Raw genomic sequence first — 23,721 nt, 5'->3', positions numbered from 1 at the left:
GTCGGTGGCGGTCCGTAGGCTGGTGCTCGTGTCCGACGAGATCCACCTGCCCGACGAGACGACCTCGACCGATCAGGCGCAACCGGAGTCTGCGCCCGAGCCTGCGCGCGAGCCCAAGGGGACCCCGGGCCGCTGGGGCGTCGAGCCCGACTGGTCCCTTCTCGAAGGACGTCCACGCCGCCACATCGAAGACACCGGCCCGGGCTGGGGCGCGAGCTCGCTCGACGCACGCAAGCTCGCCGAGCACGACGGACCCGCCGAGCCCGCGTGGTCGCGCGGCTCGTCACTCGCGCCGGACCCTGTGGCACCGGCTCCCCCGGCCGTCGCGTCTGCGGTTGCCGCGGCGCCCGACGCCCCGGGCTCGTCGGCCCCCATCGACGCGTCGGCATCTCTCGCGCCGGCGGAGCCTGTATCCGCGCGACCCGAACCCGCTCAGGCCGCGCCTCAGGCCGAGACCGTCGTCTGGGACGACGGCATTCCGCTCGGTGAGCCGCCGGTCGACTGGGACGATGTCCCACCGCCGCCCGACGACGCGTGGGGCCCCGCCCCCGTCGAGCGCCGCTCCCCCGCCGGTAGCAGCGCGACCGTCGGGCATGTAGCACCCCGTGCTCCCCGCGAGCGCGCGAGCCTCGACGGTGTCGTCGGCCGTGAGGCGGCCGAGGCTGTCCTGCGCCGCCTCGTCGGACGTGACGACGCGCGCCTGCGCGAGGACCAGTGGACGGCCATTGAGGCGCTCGTCGCGCGCCAGCGGCGCGTGCTCGTCGTCCAGCGCACCGGCTGGGGCAAGTCGGCCGTGTACTTCGTCGCAACCTCGCTGCTGCGCGAGGCGGGCGAGGGCCCTACGGTCATCGTCTCCCCGCTGCTTGCGCTCATGCGCGACCAGGTCGCGGCGGCCGAGCGCGCGGGCATCCGCGCGGTGACGATCAACTCCTCGAACGTCACCGAGTGGGACGACATCCACGAGCAGATCGCGGCGGGCGAGGTCGACGTCCTCCTGTGCTCCCCCGAGCGGCTCAACAACCCCGACTTCCGCGACACCGTGCTCCCCCGCCTCGCGGCGGACGCGGGCCTCGTCGTCGTCGACGAGGCGCACTGCATCTCCGACTGGGGCCACGACTTCCGGCCTGACTACCGGCGTATCCGCGACCTCGTCGCGAACCTCCCCGCAGGCATCCCCGTGCTCGCGACGACCGCGACCGCGAACGAGCGCGTCACGCACGACGTCGCCGAGCAGCTCGCGGTCCACGCGAGCGCGCCCGAGGGTGAGGACGTCCTCGTGCTGCGCGGCACGCTCGACCGCGCCTCACTCCACCTCGCCGTCCTGCCCGTTACCGACCAGCCGACACGCGTCGCCTGGCTCATCGACGCGCTGAGTGTGCTTCCGGGCTCGGGCATCGTCTACTGCCTCACCGTCTCAGCGGCCGAGCAGGTCGCCGAGCAGCTGCGTGCCGCAGGCCACGAGGTCCGCGCCTACACGGGCCGCACCGACACCGCCGAGCGCGAGCAGCTCGAGGCAGACCTCAAGGCCGACCGCGTCAAGGCGCTCGTCGCGACGAGCGCACTCGGCATGGGTTTCGACAAACCCGACCTCGGTTTCGTCATCCACCTCGGCGCCCCGAGCTCACCCATCGCGTACTACCAGCAGGTCGGCCGTGCCGGGCGTGGCGTCGACCGCGCGACCGTCGTCCTCGTCCCGGGCGAGGAGGACCAGCGGATCTGGGAGTACTTCGGGTCGCTCGCCTTCCCCTCCGAGCAGCAGGTCCGCACGGTCATCGACACGCTCGCGCAGAACGGCACCATGTCACTGCCGCAGCTCGAAACCCACGTTGACCTCAAGCGCGCCCGGCTCGAGACGATGCTCAAGGTCCTCGACGTCGACGGCGCCGTCAAGCGCGTCCGCGGCGGATGGACCGCCACCGGCCAGCCGTGGGCGTACGACGCCGAGCGCTACCGGCGCGTCGACGCGGCTCGGCTGCGCGAGCAGCGCGCGATGCTCGACTACCAGCGCACCGACGGCTGCCGCATGGCGTTCCTCCGCGCACAGCTCGACGACCCTGAGCTCGAGGCCGGCTGGCGCTGCGGCCGGTGCGACCGCTGCGGCACCGTGACGCTCCCACCGCTGCCCGACCGCACTGCGATCACGACGGCCCGCGAGCGCATGGACCGTCCCGGCATCGAGATCTCGGCCCGGCGCCAGTGGCCGAGCGGCATGGCGAACCTCGGCATCGAGCTGGCCGGGCGACTGCCCGCCGACGAGCTCGCCGAGCCCGGACGCGCCGTCGCACGCCTCGACGGTCTCGGCTGGTCGGCTCCCCTGCGTGAGCTCTTCGCGCCGACGACCGCCGACGGCGAGGTGCCGCGCGCGCTGCGCACGGCCGCCGCGCGGGCGCTCGACGAGTGGCCCGCGGTCCGCGCGATCGACGGCATCGTCCTCGTCGCGTCTGCGACCCGGCCCCAGCTCGTCACCCACCTCGCGCACGGTCTCGGCCGGTACCTCGGCAAGCCGGTCGTCGGCGAGATTGCACCCGCGCCCGGGACTCCTGCCGGACGGCACGACGTCAACTCGGCGCTCCGGCTCGCGGGTGTCGTCCAGCGGCTTCAGCCGCGCCTCAGCGAGGCCGCCCTCGCGGGCCTGCCCGGTCGGTCCGTGCTCCTCGTCGACGACTTCACGGAGTCCGGCTGGACGCTCACGGTCGCCGCGCGCATGCTCCGCCAGGTCGGGGCGGCCTCGGTCCTGCCGTTCGTCCTCGCCCAGGCCTGACGTCGCTCACGGACGTCGCACGTCCGTGCGGGCGGCCGGTTCTCCGTGATCACCGGCTGCCCACGCAGCGTGCGCGGCCGTCCGCGCCCCAGCCTTTCTCACGGCCTGCCCCGTGCTGCACGCGTGCGCGCGCGCTACCGTCAGACCATGCCAGCACCCGAGCTCGCTGCCGACGACGTCCGCCTCGCCGCGCTGCTGCGCGGCGTCAACGTCGGGGGCCGCAACATCCCCATGTACGAGCTGCGCGACCTCGTCGGGACCCTCGACGTCCGCAACGTCCGCACGGTCCTCGCGAGCGGGAACGTCCTGCTCGACGCGCCCGCGGCGACGCCCGTCGGCACGACCCGCGCACGGCTCGAGCAGGCGATCGGTGAGCGATTCGGCTACGAAGCGCTCGTCGCGCTCGTACCGCTCACTCTCGTCGGCGAGCTCGCCGCAGGTGCGCCCTGGCCCGACGACGACCTGTGGCACACGTACGTGGCGTTCTCGACGACGCCCGGGCTGCTGCGCGAGGCAACGACCGCGACCGAGGAGAACCTCACGGCCGACGCAGCTGCGGCCGACGCGGGTGCGACGGCCACCCAGATGACGGCCGCCGGGGTGTCCGGCCGGGACGACGGAGCGGACGACCCCGCACCCGGACGAGTGCCGCGAGCCGCCTCGCCCGGGACCGAGCCGGCAGAGCCGTCCGCTCCCCTGCCGGGAAGCCCGCACCCCGCACCCACGGAGGCCGACGACGCACCCGCCGGGACACGCCTCGCCGAGGTGCGAGCCCGCGCCGCGACCCGCAGGACGCTCTCCGAGCAGCTCGCCGCGAACGAGGAGGCGGCCGCACGCGTGACGGAACTGCGCGAGCGCACCGGTCGCACCGAGGTGTGCTCGGTCGTCGCGGCGAGCTTCCTCGTCGGCGGGGCCGAGCGCGACGCCGAGCGCGGCGACCTCGTCGAGAGCTGGCAGCACCCGGACGCGGCCCTCGCGGCCCGTCTCGCCGAGGTTGGCCTCGACGCGCTGTGGTGGCGCTGCCCGCGCGGCTCGTCGCTCACGACCCCGCTCGCCCGCACGCTCGCCCGCGCGCACTTCTCGGCGACGACCACCCGCAACGTGAGGACGCTGCGCCGCCTGTCCTGACGGGAGACGCCTGAGCACTTCCCGGGGCTACGCGCCTGTGCCACCGGGCTCATCGATGGTTGTAGGGCCCAACATTCCTTTCGACTACCAGCGGCTCGCCCCCGATGTTGCCGAGGAGCCTAGTGAGGTCAATGAGCGACGCCCGTTGCCGCAGTCCGGGGTTGGCCTCGAGCAACAACGTGATGCGCCGTGCGCCTTCATCCGGAGAAAGCGCCTCCATGCGGCGCTGAGCTTCCAAGGTCGCGGCGTCAGCGTCCTCGATATACGCGTGGGACAGCCGATGCCACAGTTCCTGATGGACCACACCCGCGTGGAGCCATGCCTCGACGTGTGACTTCCACTCGGCGCTCGTCATGCTGATCTTGGGCTCAGGGCTCGCGACGACATGTCCGCTTCCCACTGGGAGAGTACGACCTTGGTGAGCCGTGACGCCAGACGCGCGGCCGCTCGAGACATGGTCCGTCCACGACCGTCCATCCCAATAGCGGAGATGTGCTGGACTCGCCGGGTCGGGATACCAGTCCGCTGGCGCCGTCACGGTTCCCGGCGCTTGCGCGACATGGTGCGTCCAGGAAGTTCCATTCCAGTAGCGCACCTGTGCAGCATTCGAGGGGTCGGGATACCAGTCCGCCTCGATACGAGGAGCGGAAACCGCCCGTTGAGCGTAATCATCCGTCCACGCGAGGCCAGTCCAATAGCGCAGACGCCCCGGGGCACCCGGAATCTCGTACCATCCGGCAGGAACACCGCCCACACGCCCGGCGGTCGTGTGTGCAGTATCGGCACTTCGCCGCTTCTCGCGAGACTTCTGAACGGCCCTCACGCCAATGACAACGCCGGCTGCAGCAACGAGCGCCCAGGGAACGAGGGCAGATATATCAGGGGCGTCCTCTTGTGCAGCCCCGGACCCGCGCTCGTCGCAGGTGAGCCACGGCTCGGGCTCGTCGTACTCGTCGTCCGGCTCATCCTCGTCTAGGATCACCACTTGAGACAGCTCGCCTGTCGTCCGGTCGCGCGCGAGAGGGCTCTTTTGTCCAGGAAGCACGTGGGACTCGGAGAGGTCGGAGTTCTCCCTTATCAAGAACGTGCCGGGCACCCTCTTCCAGCCTTCGGGCGCCTCAGACATCGCACCCTCCGCAACGGTTGCAGATCCTCATCTGAGCCACATCCTGCGTTCGATGTTGACCCGCTGCACCTGAGCCGGAAGCGTGAAGAGATCGACGAACCAGCCGATCATCAACCAGCCGAACGTGAACAGATATCCAAGACCCATGCCCACCTTGCCGAGGTAGAAATGGTGAGCCCCGAAGAAGCCGAGGAAGAACCAGAGAAGATACGCCGTGCCGATCGACAAATCCGGGCGCGGCTGCACGTGCGGATACCCCACAGCAAAATTCACCGGGACTTGTGGCTGCGCATAGGTTGTGGACATCCCACCCACCCCGGTGCCCGGCACGGGCGGCGGCATGGCTGCCGGTGGCGGCTGCGGTGCCGGTGGGCCATAGTTCGGCACGGGCGGCGGCATGGCTGCCGGTGGCGGCGGTGGTGGCAGTGGGACATAGTTCGACCCAGCCATAGGCGGCGGCATGTTGGGTGGCACGCTCCAACCCTGGCTATGCGCCATCTGCTTGCCCTCCCATCACGCGCCGCAACGTTGCCGACAAGGTGATCCTAGTCGCTGAGCGAAAGCCGCTACCGCGGAAAGCGGAGACATCGCCAACGGTATCAGGACTCTCGAGCCGACCGGGTCCGCCCTCGCGTGCAACATCTCCGCGAGCGCGCATACCAAACCCACGCCATCACCCACCACTAGTGTCGGTCGACGCCCGCGATAGTCGCACACCTTGACGTGGCCGTCACGCGTCGGCGACCTCGGGTGGCCAGACGACCGTGAACCGCTCGGTGAGCACGACGCTGCTCTCGTCGAACGCGACCCCGGTGCGTGCGCTCACGCGCTCCCAGTAGGCGCGGTGACCCGCGCGCCACGCCACGAGAGAACCGTCGTCCTCGCCCTCGGCCCGTGCGAAGTCCTCATCGACGACGTCGAAGCGGACCGCGTCGACCGAGGTGGTTCTCAGGACGCAACGGGGGGCGCCCGCGCCGTCGCACATCACCCAGTGGTCCCCCACCGCCGGAGGCGCCTCGTCCGCGAGCTCGAGCTCGGCCACGAGGGTCGCCGTCGCGCGCTTGCGGCCCGCGAGCACGAGTGCGATGAGCTCGTCGGCGAGCGCCGGCCCGTCGCCGAACGCCTCGACACCGACGGGCAGCGTGCCTGCGGGCACTGCGCCGGTCGCGACGTACGCGTCCCACATCGCACGGGCAGCGACGTCGTCGACGACCACCTCAGCGACCGAATCGTGCGCTGATCGCCTCGCCGTGGGCCGGGAGGTCCTCGGCGTTCGCGAACGTGACGATCTGGTCCGCGATCTGCTCGAGCGCGTCCCGGGAGTACTCGACGACCTGGACAGCCCGCACGAAGGAGTGGACGCCGAGTCCGCTCGAGTAGTGCGCGCACCCGCCCGTCGGCAGGACGTGGTTGGAGCCGGCCATGTAGTCGCCGAGCGGCACGGGCGAGAAGGCGCCGACGAAGATCGCGCCCGCGCTCGTCACACGGTCTGCGAGCGCGGCGGCGTCCGCCGTCTGGATCTCGAGGTGCTCGGCGCCGTACGCGTTGACGACCGCGAGTCCCGCCTCGAGGTCGTCGACGAGGACCGTCGCGGACTGGGGACCGGCGAGCGCGGTCGCGACACGCTCGGTGTGCTTCGTCGCGGCAGCACGCCGGGCGAGCGCCGCGTCGACCGCGTCCGCGAGCGCGACCGAGTCGGTGACGAGCACCGAGGCCGCCATGGGGTCGTGCTCGGCCTGGCTGAGGAGGTCCGCGGCGACGTGCTCGGCGTCCGCGGTCGCGTCGGCGAGCACGGCGATCTCGGTCGGGCCCGCCTCCGCGTCGATGCCGACGACCCCGCGCACGAGGCGCTTGGCGGCGGCGACGAAGACGTTACCGGGCCCCGTGATGACGTCGACGGGCTCGGCGAGGACGTCGCCGTCCTGCGGCTCGGAGCCCACGGCGCCGTAAGCGAACATCGCGACGGCCTGCGCGCCGCCGACCGCGTAGACCTCGTCGACGCCGAGGAGCGCGCACGCCGCAAGGATCGTCGCGTTCGGCAGCCCCTGCTCGTCCGCCTGCGGCGGACTCGCGATCGCGAGCGACACGACACCTGCCTCTTGGGCCGCGACGACGTTCATGATGACGGACGACGGGTAGACGGCGAGCCCGCCGGGCACGTAGAGCCCGACGCGCTGCACGGGGATCCACCGCTGCCGCACCGTCGCGCCCGGGGCGACGGACACCGTGAAGTCGGCGGGACGCTGCGCGGCGTGGACGGCGCGCACGCGCGTGATGGTCTCCTCGAGCGCGGCGCGCAGGCCAGGCTCGAGGCCCTCGAGCGCGGCCGTGATGACGTCGGTCGGGACGCGCAGGTGCTCGGGTCGCACGTGGTCGAACTTCTCGGCATAGTCGCGCAGCGCCGCGGCGCCGCGCGCGCGGACGTCCTCGACGACGGGGGCGACGAGCCGGCTCGCGTCCTCGACGCCCACCTCGGGGCGCGGGAGGACGGCGGAGAGCTCACGGGCGGACAGGGAGCGACCACGCAGGTCCAGACGGTTGATCACTCTCCGAGGGTAGCCGCGGCAGTGCGCAGCACGCAGGGACTTATCGCTGGGCGGACGCCCGCCCGGTGGCGCACCGAAGGCTGTCGGCGGGGTCAGTCGTCGTGCACGACGCGCGCCGAGCGGCGTCCGTCTGGGTGCGACACGACGACGACGTCGCCTGGGACGAGCTGGCGGCCGCGGCGCGTGTCGACCTCGCCGTTGACGGTGACCTCCCCGTCGGTGACGAGGTCACGGGCCTCGGCTCCGGACTCGGCGAGGTCGGCGAGCTTGAGGAACTGGCCCAGGCGGATGGACTCGTCGCGGATCGTCACGTCGTGCATGACGCCATTCTCGCAGGCGTCGGCCCGGGCGGAGTGCGTCAGCGGGTCATGTAGCCCGAGCCGAGCACGCGGTCGGGCCGGACGTGGAGGACGACCCGCTCCGGCTTGTGCTCCAGCGGCCTGTACCGGACGGCGTAGCGCCGCACCGCCTCCGCGACGTCGTGCGGGTCGTCGGAAACGGTCGCGGTCCCCTCGAACGTCAGCCAGCGGCCCCCGTCGACCTGGCACACGGCGACGCGCGCGTCACCGCCGCCCGGGGCACCCGCCGCGACGTTGCGCGCCTTGACGCTCGTCCGCTCCGTCGTGATGCGGACGAGCTGTGCGTCGGCGTCCCACGTGAACGCGACGGGCACGACGTGCGGCGTGCCGTCGGCACGCAGCGTCGTGAGCGTCGCGAGGTGACGTTCGGTGACGAACACGGTCTGCTCAGGGGTGAGTGGACGCACGGGACGCTCCTGGGTCGAGACGGGATGTCAGCCGAGGCAGCTGGGGCCGAAGAGGACCTTGAGGTCCCCGAAGAGCGCGGGCGTGCGGTCGACACGGAAGCGGTCGGCCGCACGCAGGAGCGTCGACCGTCCAGGTCGCGTCACCCGGACGTGCACCTCGGACGAGCCCGGGTGGGCGCGCAGGATGTCTCGAAGCTTCTCGATGTCGGCCTGCGTGCAGCGCGACTCGGGCACGATGACACGCACAGGGGCTTCAGGCCCCGCCGTGAGGTCGGGCAGCGAGAGCTCCATCGCCTGGAGCGACATCGACTCGTCGCGCCGCCTCACGCGTCCGCGCAGGACGACAATCTGGTCCTCCGCGAGCACCGTCGAGTACGCGGTGTACGTCTCGCCGAAGAACATCACCTCGATCGACCCCTCGAGGTCCTCGATCGTCACGGCCGCCCACGGGTTGCCGTTCTTCGACATCTTGCGCTGCAGGCTCGTGATGAGCCCCGCGATGACCACGGTCGAGCCGTCGGGTCGCGCCTCGTCCGCGAGGAGGTTCGCGACCGACGTCTCCGCGGCACGCTCGAGCACGTGTTCGAGGCCCGAGAGCGGGTGGTCGGAGACGTAGAGGCCGAGCATGTCCCGCTCGAACGCGAGGAGCTGCTTCTTGTCCCAGTCCGGCAGGTCCGGCACCTCGACGGAGAAGCCGACCGCGTCGTCCTCCTCACCGCCGAAGTCGGCGAAGAGGTCGAACTGGCCCTCGGCCTCCTTGCGCTTGACGCCGATGACGGCGTCGACCGCCTGCTCGTGCACCATGACGAGCGCGCGGCGCGTGTGGCCGAGCGAGTCGAAGGCCCCGCCCTTGATGAGCGACTCGATGGTCCGCTTGTTGCAGACGACTGCCGGCACCTTGTCGAGGAAGTCGGTGAACGACGTGAAGTCGCCCTTCTCCTCGCGCGTGCGGACGATCGCGTCGACGACGTTCGCGCCGACGTTGCGGATCGCGGTGAGGCCAAAGCGGATGTCCGGGCCGACGGCCGTGAAGTTCGCGGCCGACGAGTTGACGTCGGGCGGGAGCACCGTGATGCCCATGCGGCGGCACTCGCCGAGGTAGAGCGCGGACTTGTCCTTGTCGTCCTTGACGGACGTGAGGAGGCCCGCCATGTACTCGCCCGGGTAGTGCGCCTTGAGGTACGCGGTCCAGTACGAGACGAGGCCGTAGGCCGCGGTGTGCGCCTTGTTGAAGGCGTAGTCGGCGAAAGACTCGAGGACGTTCCACAGCGCGTGCTGCGCGTCCTTCGTGTAACCGTGCTTCGTCATGCCCTCGAAGAAGTCGGCCTGCTGCTTGTCGAGCTCGGACTTCTTCTTCTTGCCCATCGCGCGACGCAGGACGTCGGCCTGTCCGAGCGAGAAGCCTGCGACCTTCTGGGCCGCGGCCATCACCTGCTCCTGGTAGACGATGAGGCCGTACGTCCCGCCGAGGATCTCGCTGAGCGGCTCCTCGAGCTCAGGGTGGATCGGCGTGATCTCCTGGAGCCCGTTCTTGCGCAGCGCGTAGTTCGTGTGCGAGTTCACGCCCATGGGGCCGGGGCGGTAGAGCGCGAGGACGGCCGAGATGTCCTCGAAGTTGTCGGGCTTCATGAGTCGCAGCAGCGAGCGCATGGGTCCGCCGTCGAGCTGGAAGACGCCGAGAGTGTCGCCGCGTGCGAGCAGCTCGTAGCTGCCGACGTCGTCGAGCGCGAGATCCTCGAGGACGAGCGGCTTCTTGCCGTTCATGACGATGTTCTCGAGCGCGTCGTCGAGGATCGTGAGGTTGCGCAGCCCGAGGAAGTCCATCTTGATGAGGCCGAGGCCCTCGGACGTCGGGTAGTCGAACTGCGTGATGATCGCGCCGTCCTGGGGGCGACGCATGATGGGGATGATGTCGATGAGCGGGTGGTTCGACATGATGACGCCCGCGGCGTGGACGCCCCACTGGCGCTTGAGGCCCTCGATGCCGCGGGCGAGCTCGACGACGCGCTGCGCGTCGGGGTCGGCGTCGTGGAGCGCCCGGAACTCGGAGGCCTCCGCGTAGCGCTTGTGCTGGGGGTCGAAGATCCCCGAGAGCGGGATGTCCTTGCCCATGACGGCGGGCGGCATGGCCTTCGTGAGCTTCTCGCCCATCGCGAAGGGGAAGCCGAGCAGGCGCGAGGAGTCCTTGAGTGCCTGCTTCGCCTTGATCGTGCCGTACGTGACGATCTGCGCGACGTGGTCCTCGCCGTACTTCTGAGTGACGTACCTGATGACCTCGCCGCGCCGGCGCTCGTCGAAGTCGACGTCGAAGTCGGGCATCGAGACGCGCTCGGGATTGAGGAAACGCTCGAAGATAAGGCCGTGCTCGAGCGGGTCGAGGTCCGTGATCCGCATCGCGTACGCCGCCATCGAGCCTGCGCCCGAGCCACGACCGGGCCCGACGCGGATGCCCTGGGACTTCGCCCAGTTGATGAAGTCCGCGACGACGAGGAAGTACCCCGGGAAGCCCATCTGGATGATGACGTCGGTCTCGTACTTCGCCTGCGCGCGCGACGCTTCCGGGACGCCGTGCGGGTAGCGACGCTCGAGGCCTCGCTCGACCTCCTTGATGAACCACGAGGTCTCGTCCTCCCCCGGCGGGACGGGGAAGTTCGGCATGTAGTTGGCACTCGTGTCGAAGGACACCTCGCACTGCTCGGCGACGAGCAGCGTGTTGTCGCACGCCTCGGGATGGTCCTTGAAGAGCCGGCGCATCTCCGCGGCCGTCTTCACGTAGTAGCCCGTGCCCTGGAACGCGAAGCGGTTGCCGCCCTGCTCGTACGTCGGCTCAGTGAGCGCCGAGCCGGAGTTGATCGCGAGGAGCGCCTCCTGGCTCGCCGCGTCCTCCTCCCGCACGTAGTGGAGGTCGTTCGTCGCGAGCAGCGGCGCACCGATCGCCCTCGCCAGCTCGAGCAGCTGAGGAAAGACGCGCGTCTCGATGTCGAGCCCGTGATCCATGAGCTCGACGTAGAAGAACTCCTTGCCGAAGATGTCCTGCAGCTCGCCGGCCACGCGCACGGCCTCGTCGTACTGGCCGAGGCGCAGCCGCGTCTGGATCTCCCCCGACGGGCAGCCCGTCGACGCGATCATGCCCGGCGAGTACCGCTCGAGCAGGTCGCGGTCCATGCGTGGCCACTTGCCCATCTGACCCTCGAGCGACGCGTACGACGACGCGCGGAAGAGGTTGTGCAACCCCTCGTTGTTGCGCGCCCACATCGTCATGTGCGTGTACGCGCCGCGGGCCGAGACGTCGTCGGACTCCTGACCCTGCTCACCGAAGCGCACGCGCGTCTGGTCGAAGCGGCTCGTCCCCGGGGTGACGTATGCCTCGACGCCGAGGATCGGTTTGATGCCCGCGCGCGTCGCCTGCTGCCAGAAGTCGAAGGCTCCGAAGAGGTAACCGTGGTCGGTCGTCGCGATGGCCTTCTGCTCCTGCCGGGCGACCTCCTCCATGAGGTCCCCGACGCGTGCCGCACCGTCGAGCATCGAGTACTCGGTGTGGACGTGAAGATGGACGAAGTCCTCAGCGGTGCTCGGCATGCCCCGAGTCTAGGCCGAGCGGCGGACGTCCCGGGCCGCGCACGGCGCGTCGCAACGACCTCGTCCGGGCTCAGCGCACGAGGTCGACGAACGCGTCCTTGTGCTCGATCCCCGCGTCGAGGTAGAAGTCCCCGACGACGGTGTAGCCGAGCGACTCGTAGAAGCCGAAGGCCTGCCGCTGCGCCGAGAGAACCGATCGCACGCGGCCGTCGACCGCATGGTCGTCGAGCGCGACGGCGTGCGCCGCGCGCATGAGCACGCGTCCCACACCTGTACCGCGCGCGACCGCGCGCACCGCGACCCGCCCGACGTGGACCTCCCCAGGGTGCGCCGGGTCCGCGAGGACCCGTGCCGTGCCGAGCACCACTCCGTCCGCGCCGAGCGCGAGCAGGTGCGTCGTCGTCGGGGCGTCGTCGAGCGCGTCGATCTCCTCGGCGAGAGGAACCTTCTGCTCGTCGACGAAGACCTCGAGCCGCACCGCGAGACAGTCCCCGCGCCGGGTCCCGTCGTCGAGCCGAACGACCGTGACGTTGCCCTCGACGAGGACGGGGCGCGTGCCGTCCGCGCTCACCGGTAGCCCTCAGCGACGACCTCGAGCGCGTGCGCGAGGTCTGCGGGGTACTCCGACGTCACCTCGACCCAGCGCCCGTCCGACGGGTGCGCGAACCCGAGCCGCATCGCGTGCAACCACTGGCGTGTCAGACCCGTGCGTTCCGCGAGCCGCGGGTCCGCGCCGTACATCGGGTCACCGACGCACGGGTGACGCAGCGCCGAGAAGTGGACACGGATCTGGTGCGTGCGGCCCGTCTCGAGGTGCACCTCGACGAGGCTCGCCGACGGGAACATCTCGAGCACCTCGTAGTGCGTCACCGACGGCTTGCCGTCCGCGACGACCGCGAACTTCCAGTCCGACGAGGGGTGCCGACCGATCGGCGCGTCGATCGTCCCGACCGACGGATCGGGATAGCCCTGGACGAGCGCGTGGTAGACCTTCTCGACCGTTCGCTCCTTGAACGCACGCTTGAGCACCGTGTACGCGTGCTCGCTCTTCGCGACGACCATGAGGCCGCTCGTGCCCGCGTCGAGGCGGTGGACGATGCCCTGGCGCTCGGCTGCGCCCGACGTCGAGATCCGGTAGCCCGCCGCGGCGAGCGCGCCGACGACCGTCGGCCCCGTCCAGCCGGGCGATGGGTGAGCCGCGACGCCGACAGGCTTGTCGATGACGACGACGTCGTCGTCGTCATACCGGATGATCATGCCGGGAACCGGCTCCGGCGGCGGCGCCGCCTTCGCGTTCGGGTCCGGGAGCTCGACCTCGAGCCACGACCCGGGCGTGAGCCGGTCGGACTTGCCCACGGTCCGGCCGTCGAGCTGGACGCCCCCGGACTCGGCGATCTCCGCCGCCCGCGAGCGTGAGAGGCCGAGGAGCCGCGCGAGTCCCGCGTCGACACGCTCCCCCGCGAGGCCGTCGGGGACAGGCAGGGTGCGCGAGGTCACGGCTGCGCGCCCTTGTCGGTCACGGTCCTGGTCGCGTCCTCGCGTCCGGGAGCCACATCCGTGCCGGCGACGCCGTCCGGCGCGTCGTCGGACACGGCACCGGCGGGCGCCTCGTCGCCGAACGGCACGCCGCGGAACGACAGCCAGACGACGACGACCGCGGCGCCGACGATCGCGATGTCGGCGACGTTCCCGACGAAGAATCCCGCGTAGTTGATGAAATCGACGACGTGGCCGTGCCCGAAGCTCGGCTCGCGGAGGAGCCGGTCGACGAGGTTGCCGACGGCTCCGCCGAGGATGAGCGCGAGCGCGAACGCCCACGGGCGGGACGTGATGCGGCGCGACCCGAGGACGATGACGATCGTGACTCCCACCGCGAGGAGCGTGAGCACCCACGTGAAGCCCTCGCCCATCGACAGGGCAGCGCCGGGGTTGAAGACGAGCTTCCAGCCGAGGAGTTCCGCGAGGAACCAGTCGGTTGCTGCTCCCGGCTCGAGCCGCGCGAGCGCAAGCTCCTTCGTCGCCTGATCGATCCCGACGACGGCGAGCGCGCCAAGGAGGATCGGCCACAGCAGACGGCGTGGGCGGGCGGGTGCCGCAGCACCCTCGGGCGTCATGGCCCCGGAGGGCGTCGTGTCGTCAGTCATGGCCGGACCAGTCTGCCACGGTCGCGGCCGTGCGCTGCGTGCCGCCGGTCAGCGCCGCTCGGCGAGCTGCTTGCAGCGGACGCACATCGCGGCGCGCGGGAACGCCTCGAGGCGCGCCTTGCCGATCGGACCGCCGCACACCTCGCACGTACCGTACGTGCCGTCCGCGATGCGCGCGAGCGCGCTGCGGTTCTGCTCGAGCAGATCCCGGGTGTTGTTGACGAAGGTGAGTTCCTGCTCCCGCTCGAGCGCGCTCGAGCCCGAGTCCGCCTGGTCGTCCCCGGCTCCCTCGCCCGAGTTGCGGAGCAGCTCCGCGAGGTCGGCGTCGGCGGCCTCGAGCTCGATCTCGAGGCGCTCCGACTCAGCGATGAGGCCGAGGGCGAGAGCCTTGACCTCCTTGGTCGTCCACGGCTCCTCGCCCTCGCGCACCTGGAGCTGCTTGACGTCCTTCGCGAGCCGCGGGAAGCGCTCGGCGAAGGTGGGGGCGGGCGTGGCATCCTGGATCGACATCGGCGAGCCTCTCTTCACGGCGGAAATGCTGAGGATAGACGTCGTGATCGGGACGGACAACTGCGCACGGGGTGCTGCAGCGTCCGTCCCGACCACGAGAGGTGTGCCCGCTCACGGACGGGGGCCGTCAGATGGAGCGGCCGGACTCCTTGTCGCCGCCCGGCATGACCGCGCCACGGTTGTTGAGGTCGCCGAGGAGGTTCTCGAGGTAGCTCTGCAGACGCATGCGGTAGTCACGCTCGAACTGGCGGAGCTCGTCGATCTTGCGCTCGAGGAGACCACGCTCCTGCTCGAGCTGGCCGAGCGTGCGTGCGGAGGTCTCCTGCGCCTCGCGGACGATGCGCTCACCCTCGGTGCGCGCCTCGGTGACGATGCGGTCGCCCTCCTCCTGACCGGAGCGGACGTAGTCGTCGTGGAGCTTCTGCGCGAGCTGGAGCATGCCCGTGGCGGACTCGGGCTCCGAGAGGCGGGCGGGAGCGGCGGGCGCTGGGGCCGGTGCCGGCTCGGGCGTCGGAGCAGGGGCCGGCTCGGGGGCGGCGGCCGGCGCGGCTGCTGCTGCCGCGGCCTGCGCAGCGTTCTGGCGGGTGAGCTCTGCCACGCGGCGCTCTGCGGCGGCGAGCTTGCTCTTGAGGTCACCGTTCTCGCCCTCGTACGCGCGGAGCGTATTGAGCACCTCGTCGAGGAAGTCGTCGACCTCGACGATGTCGTAGCCCTCGCGGAACTTTGTCGCCGTGAACTTCTTGTTCAGGATGTCGTCCGTGGTCAGCAGTTCCATCGGGTCACCTCTGTTGCAGTCGTTGCGGATCCTGACGGACCTGACGTCAGGTACGCCGAGGATCACGCTAGCGGAAAAAAGTGGGTCGGTCGTCATCGACCCCGTCGGTCAGGCTGCTCTCATCGTGAACTGAATCATGGCCAGCACGTTCATGAGGAGCGAGCAGGCGAGGAACAGGACGATGAACGACAGGTCGATCTGGACCCGACCGAGGCGCAGCGGCGGGATGAAACGTCGCAGGAGCTTGAGCGGGGGGTCCGTGAGGGTGAAGATGAGCTCGCACAGGACGAGGACGGCGCCTCGAGGACGCCAGTCGCGCGCGAAGACCTGGATCCAGTCGATGACGACGCGCCCCAGGAGGACGAGCAGGTAGAGCCAGAGGACGAGCCTGAGGAGCGTCAGAACGAGATCCACGGAGGCGACGGCTCAGCTCTGGTTGAAGATGCCGGCGCGAGCGTTCTCGCCGCGGTCCTCGCCGGCGATCTCCACGTTCTCGGGAGAGAGGAGGAAGACCTTGTTCGTCACACGCTCGATCGAGCCGCGGAGCCCGAAGATCAGCCCGGCCGAGAAGTCGACGAGACGCTTGGCGTCGGAGTCGTCCATGTCGGAGAGGTTGATGATGACGGGCGTGCCCGCGCGGAACGCCTCGCCGATCTGCCGGGCGTCGTTGTACGAGCGCGGGTGGACCGTCGTGATGCGACGCAGCTCGGGCGCCGGCGCGACGGCCTGGACCCCTCGGCTGATGGGCGTCACCTGTGCGTGCGTCTCGCTCACGGTCTCCACCTCGGGCTCGAAGTCCTGGTAGTCCTCGACGTACTCGTCGTGGTACTCCTCGGCGTACTCTTGGCCGCCGCGGTCGTCCGCGAGGCCCAGGTACAGCATCGTCTTGCGCAGCGCTCCGGCCATCGCCTTGCTCCTCCGTCGTCGTCCAGTGCACCCATGAGGGTGGATCCACGCTAACCGTCGGCGGCCGGGGGATCTTGCAACGACACGCCCGACGCCCCGGGTGCCCGCACCCGCTCGAGCATCGTCACCGTGACGCGGGGGCGAGGTGGACGACGCCCGCGAGGCGGCCGGTCGTTCCGGGACCCTCGTCCGCGGTCGCCCGCCGGTGCGAGAAGAGCGACGAATCCTCGATCGTGCAGCGCGCGTCCCGCGCGACGTGCCCGACCCCAAGGGAGCGCAGTCGCGCGTCGACGGCGCCGGGCAGGTCGAGCGCCGCCGTCCCCCACGACGTCGTCGAGGAGGCTCCGGGCACGCGTGCCGCGATCTCGTCGCGCATCGCGACGGGGACCTCGTAGCAGCGCCCGCACGCGCTCGGCCCGACGACCGCGCGCACGTCCGCCCCGGACGCACCGAGCGTCCGCATCGCAGCGAGCACCTCGCCGACGACGTCGAGCTCGACGCCGCGCCGACCTGCGTGCGCGACGCCGACGACACGGGCGACGGGGTCCGCGAGGAGGACCGGGACGCAGTCGGCGACGAGGACGGCGAGAGCGAGCCCCGGCACGGCCGTCACGAGCCCGTCGGCCTCGCCGACGGAGTCGAGGGTCGCCGCGGCCGGGTCGCCGACGTTGATGACGTCGGCGCCGTGGACCTGCGTCGCGTAGACGACCGGGACGCCGAGCGCCTCGGCAAGGAGCGCGCGGTTCGCGCGTACCCGCCCCGCGTCGTCGCCCACGTTGAGGCCGAGGTCGAGGCCGGGGCCGTCAGGCGCGGCCCACGGGGCTGGCGAGAGACCTCCCGCGGACTCGGTGAGGACGCCGCGGACCCCGGCACCGAGCGCAAGCTCGGTGAGCCGGGGTCCGCGAGGCGATCCGTTCACCGTGTCACTTGAGGAAGTCGGGGATGTCAAGGTCGTCGTGACGACGCCTCGGTGCCTCCTCCTCGAAGACACGCGGGACCTCGAGCTGACCTGTGGCCTGCGGCCCGTCGGCGTCGCCGAGGAACGCGGGCACCTGCTCGCCGGGACCGGTCGTCGCGTAGGGCGAGGCGGGCCGGACGGGCTGCGGCGCGACCGGCTCGACGGGCTGCGGCTGGACGGCGCGCTGCCACGACGGGCGCTCGGCGTCGTCCTCGATCGGGAGGATCGGACGCACCTGCGAGTGCGCGCCCGTCTGCGCCGACGGCTCGCGCCGCACGGGAGCCGCCGGGGCCTCCGCCGGGCGTCCGGCCGCGGGCTCGACCTGGCCGAGCCCGCGGCCGTCCTTGCGCGGCAGCGGTGCGCCACCGTCGAAGCCCGCGGCGATGACGGTGACGCGCACCTCGTCGCCGAGGGCGTCGTCGATGACGGTACCGAAGATGATGTTCGCCTCGGGGTGGGCGGCCTCGTGGACGAGGCGTGCGGCCTCGTTGATCTCCTGGAGCCCGAGGTCCGAGCCACCCTGGATCGAGATGAGGACGCCGTGCGCGCCGTCGATCGAGGCCTCGAGGAGCGGCGAGGAGATCGCGAGCTCGGCGGCCTGGACGGCGCGGTCCTCGCCGCGGGCGGAGCCGATGCCCATGAGCGCGGAGCCTGCGCCCTGCATGACGGACTTCACGTCGGCGAAGTCGAGGTTGATGAGGCCCGGAGTCGTGATGAGGTCGGTGATGCCCTGGACGCCCGAGAGCAGCACCTGGTCGGCCTGGTGGAACGCGCTGAGCGCGGAGACCGAGCGGTCCGCCATCGAGAGCAGCCGGTCGTTGGGGATGACGATGAGGGTGTCGACCTCGTTGCGCAGCGCCTCGATGCCGGCCTCGGCCTGGTTAGCGCGCCGACGGCCCTCGAAGGAGAACGGTCGTGTGACGACGCCGACGGTGAGCGCGCCGAGGGAGCGGGCGATGCGGGCGACGACGGGCGCGCCGCCCGTGCCGGTGCCGCCGCCCTCGCCTGCGGTGACGAAGACCATGTCCGCGCCGCGCAGGACGTCCTCGATCTCCTCCGCGTGGTCCTCGGCGGCCTTCTTGCCGACCTCGGGGTCGGCGCCCGCGCCGAGGCCACGGGTGAGCTCACGGCCGACGTCGAGCTTGACGTCGGCGTCCGACATGAGGAGCGCCTGGGCGTCAGTGTTGATCGCGATGAACTCGACGCCCTTGAGCTCGACCTCGATCATGCGGTTGACGGCGTTGACGCCACCGCCACCGATGCCCACCACCTTGATGACGGCCAGGTAGTTCTGCGGTGTTGCCACGGGAGGTGCCTCTCGGTCGGTCGCAACCTTCACCCTCAGGTAGAGGGTTAGAGTTATGTCAGGTTCTGCTATGTCGAAGGTAGGTCGCACCGACGCGAGGACCAAGCACCTCGACGTCGCGTGTCGCGCGTGTCGACCGACGTGCCCGTCACGTCCCACCCCCGGGCACCTGCACGACCCCAGGTCAACGCGTGATCGGCGCCGTCGGGGCCGAGACGTCGAAGACCTTCGAGCTCTTCGTCTTCTTCGCCGAACGCAGGACCTCGACCACCCGCACCTTGAGCGCTGCGTCCGACTTACCGCCCCAGAGGATCGTCGCTCCCCCGCGGAGCGTCATCCGCACGTCGTCCGGGCTCTCCGCCGAGATCGTCGCGATCTCGGCCGCGAGTCCCTCGGGCAGCGCGTTGAGGAGGATGAGCGCGGACTCGAGGGTCCGGCGACCCTCGGCCGCGATGTCGAACGTCATCGTCGGAAGCCCCTCGGGAGCAGCGTCCGCACGCCCGACCTGGACACCCTCGTCGTCGAGCAGGACGACTCCCCCGCCCTGCGGGACCGCGGCGACCGGCTCGCGCGAGACGAGCTCGACCGTGAGGCCCCGCGGCCAGTCGCGCGTGAGACGCGCGTCCCGCACCCCGGGCACGTCGAGGATCCGTCCCCGCAGCGCCACCGTGTCCAGCCGCGGGAGCGGCACGTCGACGACCCCGTCGACGACCGCGACGACGTCGCCCGGCTCGATGACGGTCCCCTCCCCCGAGATGACGACCTCGTCCGCGTCGAGCGCGAAGAGGGGCGAGAAGAACACGCCCCAGACGAGCGCACCCAGGACGACGAACCCTGCCGCGACCCACGCACCCCGCACCCACCACCGACGACGACGCTGCGCGTCCCGTTCGGCGAGCCGCGCTGCAAGCCCCGTCGAGACCACCTGGCGCCGCTGGCCCGGGACGAGCGGCACGCCGTCCGTGCCCGGCACGACGAGCGCGCTCGCCGCCGGACGGCCGCCGGCCCCGGCCGTCGCCGCGCCCGACGTCCGCGCGTGCCCCGCCGTGCGCGGATTCGCCGTGGTCCCTGCGGCCGACGGGATCGACGGTGACGACGCCACGTGGCGGTCCACCCCCGCCGCGCTGCGCGACGTGGTGCCACGTCGCGCCGCAGCGCGCTCGTCGCTACCCCCCGAAGCGCCCGGAGCCGGCACGTCACGCCCACGCGGAGCTTTCCCACGCGGAGCCGCCGCCCGCGGAGCAGCTGGCGAGACGCGCGGTGCGGCCGGTCGACCCCGGCGTCCTGCCGGTTCCTCGCGAACGTCCTCGGTGGCCCGCGACGGCGCGTCCGGACGCGCCGGCCGCGGCGCCCCGGGGCGCTGCGGCGGCGTCGGACGCGGACGCGCGGGAGGCTTCACGAACGGACCGCGAGGCTCTCGAGCACGACGGGCGCCAGCTGCGTGACGTCGCCCGCACCCACGGTGAGAACCAGGTCGCCTGGGCGGGCGAGCGCCGCGATCGCGTGCGCCGCCTCGACACGGCCCGCGACGTGACGCCCACGCCCCGCCATGAGGTCCGTGATCGTCGCGCCCGTCACCGTCGGGTCGTCGTCCTCGCGCGCCGCATAGACGTCCGTGACGACGACCTCGTCCGCGAGCGCGAGCGCGTCCGCGAACTCGCGCGCAAACGTGCGCGTCCGGGAGAAGAGGTGGGGCTGGAAGAGCACGAGCACGCGGCCGCCCGCAGCAGCCGGCCGCGCCGCCCGCAGGAGCGCCGCAACCTCCGTGGGGTGGTGCGCGTAGTCGTCGACGACACGCACGCCGCCGGCCGTGCCCCGCTCCTCGAAGCGCCGTCCCGTGCCGAGGAACTGCCCGACGCCCGCGACCGCCGCATCCGCGTCGACGCCGAGCCGCAGCGCCACGACGAGCGCCGCGGCCGCGTCGAGCGCGTTGTGGACGCCAGGGACCTCGAGGACGACGTCGAGCGTGCGGTCGGCCGGCACGAGGCCCGTCGCGGCCGGCACGTCGAGCGTGAAGCGCCCGCCGTCGCCCTCTGCGACGTGGTCGCGGACCACGACGTCGGCACCGGGCCCGCCGTACGTGAGCGCAGCACCGCCTGCGGCCCGGTGCGCACCGACGAGCGCCGCGGCACCCGCGTCGTCGGCGCACGCGACGAGCAGACCGCCCGGTCTCACGCGGCCCGCGAACTCGACGAAAGCAGCCTCGAACGCCGAGGCGCTGCCGTAATGGTCGAGATGGTCGGGCTCGACGTTCGTGACGACCGCGATCTCGGGCCGGTAGTTGAGGAACGAGCCGTCGGACTCGTCGGCCTCCGCGACGAGCACGTCCCCCGCGCCAAGGTGCCCGCCCGGCACCGCTCCCGCAGGGGTGCGCACCGAGCCACCGATCGCGAACGACGGGTCGCGCCCCGCCTCGGCCAGGACGACCGCGATCATCGCGGACGTCGTCGTCTTGCCGTGCGCACCCGCGACCGCGACGGCGCGCGTCCCGTCCATGAGCAGCGCGAGCGCCTCGGATCGGTGGAGGACGCGCAGCCCGCGCGCACGCGCGGCCGCGAGCTCGGGGTTGGTCTCGCGCACCGCCGTCGAGACGACGAGGGTGTCCGCATCGGCGACGTGGGCGGCGTCGTGACCCACCCAGACGGTGAGCCCCTCGGCGCGCAGCGCGTCGACGACGTCGGACGCGTGCGCGTCGGAGCCCTGGACCGGGACCCCGCGGGCAGCGAGGAGCCGCGCGACGACCGAGACGCCCGCGCCCCCGATGCCGACGAGGTGCGTGCGGCCGAGGTCGGCGAGCGTGCCTGCGGCAGTCATCGTGCACCTCCGGCCGCAGCGAGGACGAGGTCGACGACCGCGGCCGTCGCCTCGGGACGGCCGACACGCGTCGCGGCCGCAGCCATCTCCTCGCGCCGAGCACGGTCCCCGAGCAGCGGCAGGAGCGTCGACGCCACCCACGCGGGCGAGAGCAGCCGGTCCTCGACGAGGAGGCCACCCCCCGCGTCGACCGCAGGCTGCGCGTTGAGCCGCTGCTCACCGTTGCCGATGGGCAGCGGCACGTACGCCGCGGGAAGGCCGAGCGCCGTGAGCTCGGCGACCGTGCCTGCCCCGGCACGGCACAGGACGAGGTCGGCGACCGCGAGCGCGCGCTCCATCTCGAGGAGGTACTCCGCGACGACGTAGTCGCCGTCGAGGCCCGCCGCACCGACCGCTGCGCGCACCTCGGCGTCCTTGCCGCGACCCGTGAGGTGGAGGACCTGCGGCCGTCCTGGGCCGAGGTCCGCGAGCGCCGCGGCCGCACCGGCCATCGCGGTGTTGAGGCTCTGCGCGCCGAGGGAGCCCCCCGTGACGACGAGGATCGTGCGGTCCGGGTCGAGCCCGAGCTGCTCGGCTGCCTCGCGGCGCGCCGCGAGCGCGTCGACGCGTCGGGCGAGCGCGAGCGTCGCGATCTCGCGGCGCAGCGGCAGCCCCGTGAGGCGCGCGCCACGCAGCGGGGTGCCCGGGAAGGTCACCGCGACGGCCGCGGCCCGGCGCGCGCCGAGCCTGTTGGCGAGGCCCGGGCGCGCGTTCTGCTCGTGGACGACGACGGGCACCCCACGGCGCCGTGCCGCGAGGTACGCGGGCGTCGAGACGTAGCCGCCGAACCCGACGACGACGCTCGCCTCAGCCTCGACGATCGCGTCCTCCGCGGCACGCACGGCCGCACGCAACCTCGACGGCACCGAGAACATCTCGGCCGACGGTCGCCGCGGCAGCGGGACGCGCGGCACGTGGACGAGCGTGTGCCCGCGTGCGGGCACCAGATCTGCCTCGAGGCCCTCGGCGGTGCCGAGCACGGTGATGCGGGTCGACGCATCCCGCGCCCGCAGCTCGTCGGCGACCGCGAGCAGCGGGTTGACGTGGCCGGCGGTGCCGCCGCCGGCGAGCAGGACGGACTCAGGCACGGGAGGATCTCCCCTTCCGGGAACGACGGACGGATCCGCCGACGACGGCGAGCGAACGGCGGACGACGCTCGTGCGCGCCGCGAAGGCCTCGCGCGCGCCGGGCTCGTCACGCGCGAACGAGAGGACGACACCCATCGCAGCCATCGTCATGATGAGCGCCGAGCCTCCCGCGGACACGAGCGGCAACGGGATGCCGATGACGGGCAGTGCACCGATGACGACGCCGATGTTGACGAGGGCCTGGCCGATGATCCAGCACATGATCGCCCCCGTCGCGATCTTCACGAACGGGTCGGGGTGGCGCACGACGATGCGTGACATCGCCCAGGCGAGCGCTCCGAAGAGCAGGAGCATGAGGATCGTGCCCTGCAGGCCCAGCTCCTCGCCGACGACCGCGAAGATGAAGTCGTTGTGGGCCTCGGGCAGGTAGTGCCACTTCTCCCGGCCCGCGCCGAGCCCGACGCCGGTCCACCCGCCCGTGCCGAGCGCCCACAGGCCGTGCTTCGTCTGGTAGCACGCGTCGCCCACGCCGCAGTCACGGCCGAGCCACGCGTCGATGCGACCGAGGCGGTTCTTGTTGTTCTGGAAGACGATCATCGCGGTGACGCCTGCGGCCATGGCGGTGCCGCCGAGCGCGAACATCCGCACCGGGACCCCCGCGACCCACAGCGCACCCGCGACGATGAGCATGAGGATGAGCGCCGTCCCGAGGTCGTGCCCCGAGAGCACGAGAAGAATCGCGACGGCCGCGACCGGCACCGCCGGCACGACGACGTGCCCCCAGTGGCGCAGCAGCTCACCCTTGCGTGCGAGCACCGCCGCGAGCCACAGCGCGAGCGCAAGCTTGACGATCTCGGAGGGCTGGATCGTGAACGACGTGCCGGGAATCTTGATCCAGTTGGTGTTGCCGAGTGCGGACACGGACAACGACGGCACGAAGATGAGGGCCTGCAGCCCGAGCGACGCGACGAGGACGAACCACGCGAGCTTGCGGTACACTACCGGTCGCAGACTCGCGGTCACCCCGAGGGCGACGACACCGAGAACGGCGTAGACGGCCTGTCCGAGGAAGATCGAGTACGCGTTGCCCTCCCGCGCGATCGACCGGACGGACGAGGCGGAGAGCACCATCGCGAGCCCGAAGACGACGAGGAGCACCGTCAGCCCGAGGATGAGGTAGTAGCTCGTCACCGGGGTGTCCCAGGACCCGAGGAGGGACCTGCGTCGGGTCGGCGGAGCGTCGCTGCGCCCCACCGTCTCGTTCGCCGTCATGC

The 23,721-nt window shown here is 71.8% G+C and carries 22 protein-coding genes; 2 read left to right on the top strand and 20 right to left on the bottom strand.

The genetic code is table 11. The annotated features are described in order from the left end of the window. Window positions 1-667 precede the first annotated feature (667 nt). Entirely contained in the window at window positions 668-2,761 is a 2,094-nt protein-coding gene (locus IGS67_RS09530) for a RecQ family ATP-dependent DNA helicase (RefSeq protein WP_210767236.1), read from the top strand. Window positions 2,762-2,908: 147 nt separating this feature from the next. Then, on the top strand, window positions 2,909-3,889 hold the full coding sequence (locus tag IGS67_RS09525; RefSeq protein WP_192280012.1) for a DUF1697 domain-containing protein: 981 nt from the start codon (window positions 2,909-2,911) through the stop codon (window positions 3,887-3,889). Between the two features lie 49 nt (window positions 3,890-3,938). Here the strand turns inward: IGS67_RS09525 and IGS67_RS09520 are convergent, their stop codons facing one another. From IGS67_RS09520 to ftsW, 20 genes are all read right to left on the bottom strand, one after another. After that, entirely contained in the window at window positions 3,939-5,015 is a 1,077-nt protein-coding gene (locus IGS67_RS09520; RefSeq protein ID WP_192280010.1) for a DUF2510 domain-containing protein, read from the bottom strand. Window positions 5,016-5,042: 27 nt separating this feature from the next. Then, window positions 5,043-5,489, bottom strand: coding sequence for a TM2 domain-containing protein (locus IGS67_RS14405; RefSeq protein WP_328742267.1), 447 nt, complete (start codon window positions 5,487-5,489; stop codon window positions 5,043-5,045). A gap of 256 nt (window positions 5,490-5,745) precedes the next feature. Next, complete coding sequence (locus IGS67_RS09510) at window positions 5,746-6,231, bottom strand: ASCH domain-containing protein (RefSeq protein ID WP_328742266.1); 486 nt, start codon at window positions 6,229-6,231, stop codon at window positions 5,746-5,748. A gap of 1 nt (window position 6,232) precedes the next feature. Then, on the bottom strand, window positions 6,233-7,561 hold the full coding sequence (gene hisD / locus IGS67_RS09505) for a histidinol dehydrogenase (protein WP_192280008.1): 1,329 nt from the start codon (window positions 7,559-7,561) through the stop codon (window positions 6,233-6,235). A gap of 92 nt (window positions 7,562-7,653) precedes the next feature. Beyond that, a complete protein-coding gene (locus IGS67_RS09500) occupies window positions 7,654-7,881 on the bottom strand; it encodes an RNA-binding S4 domain-containing protein (protein ID WP_192280006.1) in 228 nt (75 codons plus the stop codon). 38 nt (window positions 7,882-7,919) lie between these two features. Further along, window positions 7,920-8,327 (bottom strand): pyridoxamine 5'-phosphate oxidase family protein, encoded by a 408-nt coding sequence (locus tag IGS67_RS09495; RefSeq protein ID WP_192280004.1) that lies wholly within the window; start codon window positions 8,325-8,327, stop codon window positions 7,920-7,922. Between the two features lie 27 nt (window positions 8,328-8,354). After that, window positions 8,355-11,906 carry a DNA polymerase III subunit alpha gene (dnaE, locus tag IGS67_RS09490; RefSeq protein ID WP_192280002.1) on the bottom strand — a complete coding sequence of 1,184 codons (3,552 nt, stop codon included), beginning with the start codon at window positions 11,904-11,906 and terminating at the stop codon, window positions 8,355-8,357. Between the two features lie 70 nt (window positions 11,907-11,976). Further along, entirely contained in the window at window positions 11,977-12,477 is a 501-nt protein-coding gene (locus tag IGS67_RS14400) for a GNAT family N-acetyltransferase (RefSeq protein WP_192280000.1), read from the bottom strand. Then, complete coding sequence (locus IGS67_RS09480) at window positions 12,474-13,403, bottom strand: RluA family pseudouridine synthase (protein ID WP_192279998.1); 930 nt, start codon at window positions 13,401-13,403, stop codon at window positions 12,474-12,476. The genes IGS67_RS14400 and IGS67_RS09480 overlap by 4 nt, the downstream gene beginning before the upstream one ends. Beyond that, window positions 13,400-14,050, bottom strand: a complete 651-nt coding sequence (locus IGS67_RS09475; protein ID WP_192279996.1) for a signal peptidase II — start codon at window positions 14,048-14,050, stop codon at window positions 13,400-13,402. Before IGS67_RS09475 ends, IGS67_RS09480 begins: the two co-directional genes overlap by 4 nt. A gap of 48 nt (window positions 14,051-14,098) precedes the next feature. Continuing rightward, the gene (locus IGS67_RS09470) at window positions 14,099-14,560 is read right to left on the bottom strand and encodes a TraR/DksA family transcriptional regulator (RefSeq protein WP_192279994.1); all 462 of its coding nucleotides are present in this window, start codon (window positions 14,558-14,560) and stop codon (window positions 14,099-14,101) included. A gap of 127 nt (window positions 14,561-14,687) precedes the next feature. Then, window positions 14,688-15,335, bottom strand: coding sequence for a DivIVA domain-containing protein (locus tag IGS67_RS09465; protein WP_192279993.1), 648 nt, complete (start codon window positions 15,333-15,335; stop codon window positions 14,688-14,690). Window positions 15,336-15,443: 108 nt separating this feature from the next. Beyond that, the gene (locus IGS67_RS09460; RefSeq protein WP_192279990.1) at window positions 15,444-15,749 is read right to left on the bottom strand and encodes a YggT family protein; all 306 of its coding nucleotides are present in this window, start codon (window positions 15,747-15,749) and stop codon (window positions 15,444-15,446) included. A 12-nt stretch (window positions 15,750-15,761) separates the two neighbouring features. Continuing rightward, entirely contained in the window at window positions 15,762-16,241 is a 480-nt protein-coding gene (locus IGS67_RS09455; protein ID WP_192279988.1) for a cell division protein SepF, read from the bottom strand. A gap of 124 nt (window positions 16,242-16,365) precedes the next feature. Then, the gene (gene pgeF / locus IGS67_RS09450; RefSeq protein ID WP_192279986.1) at window positions 16,366-17,160 is read right to left on the bottom strand and encodes a peptidoglycan editing factor PgeF; all 795 of its coding nucleotides are present in this window, start codon (window positions 17,158-17,160) and stop codon (window positions 16,366-16,368) included. 4 nt (window positions 17,161-17,164) lie between these two features. Beyond that, window positions 17,165-18,505 carry a cell division protein FtsZ gene (gene ftsZ / locus IGS67_RS09445; protein ID WP_192279984.1) on the bottom strand — a complete coding sequence of 447 codons (1,341 nt, stop codon included), beginning with the start codon at window positions 18,503-18,505 and terminating at the stop codon, window positions 17,165-17,167. A gap of 184 nt (window positions 18,506-18,689) precedes the next feature. Continuing rightward, a complete protein-coding gene (locus IGS67_RS14395) occupies window positions 18,690-19,607 on the bottom strand; it encodes a cell division protein FtsQ/DivIB (RefSeq protein ID WP_192279982.1) in 918 nt (305 codons plus the stop codon). A gap of 293 nt (window positions 19,608-19,900) precedes the next feature. After that, entirely contained in the window at window positions 19,901-21,319 is a 1,419-nt protein-coding gene (murC, locus tag IGS67_RS09435) for a UDP-N-acetylmuramate--L-alanine ligase (RefSeq protein ID WP_192279979.1), read from the bottom strand. Then, a complete protein-coding gene (gene murG, locus IGS67_RS09430) occupies window positions 21,316-22,446 on the bottom strand; it encodes an undecaprenyldiphospho-muramoylpentapeptide beta-N-acetylglucosaminyltransferase (RefSeq protein WP_328742256.1) in 1,131 nt (376 codons plus the stop codon). The genes murC and murG overlap by 4 nt, the downstream gene beginning before the upstream one ends. Continuing rightward, the gene (ftsW, locus tag IGS67_RS09425) at window positions 22,439-23,719 is read right to left on the bottom strand and encodes a putative lipid II flippase FtsW (RefSeq protein ID WP_192279977.1); all 1,281 of its coding nucleotides are present in this window, start codon (window positions 23,717-23,719) and stop codon (window positions 22,439-22,441) included. Before ftsW ends, murG begins: the two co-directional genes overlap by 8 nt. Window positions 23,720-23,721 lie beyond the last annotated feature (2 nt).

The sequence above is a fragment of the Flavimobilis rhizosphaerae genome (assembly GCF_014852685.1).
GTDB classification, from domain to species: Bacteria; Actinomycetota; Actinomycetes; order Actinomycetales; family Cellulomonadaceae; genus Flavimobilis; species Flavimobilis rhizosphaerae.
The sequence above is the reverse complement of the archived record's forward strand: the minus strand, read 5'-3'. Positions and strand labels throughout refer to the sequence as shown.

Excerpts from the sequence above, each read along its gene's own strand:
- IGS67_RS09525 (WP_192280012.1), top strand. The coding sequence starts at position 2,909 with ATGCCAGCACCCGAGCTCGCTGCCGACGACGTCCGCCTCGCCGCGCTG.
- IGS67_RS09520 (WP_192280010.1), bottom strand. The coding sequence starts at position 5,015 with ATGTCTGAGGCGCCCGAAGGCTGGAAGAGGGTGCCCGGCACGTTCTTG.
- IGS67_RS09500 (WP_192280006.1), bottom strand. The coding sequence starts at position 7,881 with ATGCACGACGTGACGATCCGCGACGAGTCCATCCGCCTGGGCCAGTTC.
- dnaE (WP_192280002.1), bottom strand. The coding sequence starts at position 11,906 with ATGCCGAGCACCGCTGAGGACTTCGTCCATCTTCACGTCCACACCGAG.
- IGS67_RS09475 (WP_192279996.1), bottom strand. The coding sequence starts at position 14,050 with ATGACTGACGACACGACGCCCTCCGGGGCCATGACGCCCGAGGGTGCT.
- IGS67_RS09470 (WP_192279994.1), bottom strand. The coding sequence starts at position 14,560 with ATGTCGATCCAGGATGCCACGCCCGCCCCCACCTTCGCCGAGCGCTTC.
- IGS67_RS09465 (WP_192279993.1), bottom strand. The coding sequence starts at position 15,335 with ATGGAACTGCTGACCACGGACGACATCCTGAACAAGAAGTTCACGGCG.
- IGS67_RS09455 (WP_192279988.1), bottom strand. The coding sequence starts at position 16,241 with ATGGCCGGAGCGCTGCGCAAGACGATGCTGTACCTGGGCCTCGCGGAC.
- murC (WP_192279979.1), bottom strand. The coding sequence starts at position 21,319 with ATGACTGCCGCAGGCACGCTCGCCGACCTCGGCCGCACGCACCTCGTC.
- ftsW (WP_192279977.1), bottom strand. The coding sequence starts at position 23,719 with ATGACGGCGAACGAGACGGTGGGGCGCAGCGACGCTCCGCCGACCCGA.